1 protein-coding gene is annotated in these 455 nt (G+C 63.1%); it reads left to right on the top strand.

All coding sequences use genetic code 11. The features are described 5' to 3' along the window. Positions 1–334 (top strand): methenyltetrahydromethanopterin cyclohydrolase (locus tag EN969_RS34875; RefSeq protein WP_281060063.1); only part of this gene is annotated, 334 nt, incomplete at its 5' end. Positions 335–455 lie beyond the last annotated feature (121 nt).

The raw sequence follows: 455 nt of genomic DNA, 5'->3' as shown, positions 1-455 counted from the left end.
CATCGGAACGGCGCCGATCCCCGCCCCCCATCCGGATTTCCTGACCGCTATGGGCCGAACCAACGATGCCATCATCTATGGCGGCAGCGTCCAGCTCTTCGTCAAAGGATCGGCGAAGGAGGCTGGCAAACTCGCGGAAAAACTTCCCAGCAGCGCCTCACGGGACTACGGCCAACCCTTCGCCGAGATATTCACGCGGTTCAAGGGCGATTTCTATGCCATCGACCCGTTGCTGTTCAGCCCGGCTGAAGTGATCGTGACAGCGATCGAAACCGGCGATACTTTTCGCGCCGGTCGGCGTGATCTGAAGATGCTCGAACGGAGTCTCGGCTAGGGCATGGCGGTGCAAAGGGATTCGTCTGTCATTCGCCCGCCCGGCGACTGCCTTCCGTGCAGCCCTGCCGCGGACGCTGCCATGAGGGCCGGGAATCGCTCGCGCCGCCGACGTTCCCGCA

It is taken from the genome of Mesorhizobium sp. M7A.F.Ca.CA.003.01.2.1 (assembly GCF_003998945.1).
Taxonomy (GTDB): domain Bacteria; phylum Pseudomonadota; class Alphaproteobacteria; order Rhizobiales; family Rhizobiaceae; genus Mesorhizobium; species Mesorhizobium ciceri.
Note: the sequence above shows the minus strand (reverse complement) of the source record. Positions and strands in the feature narration are given on the sequence as shown.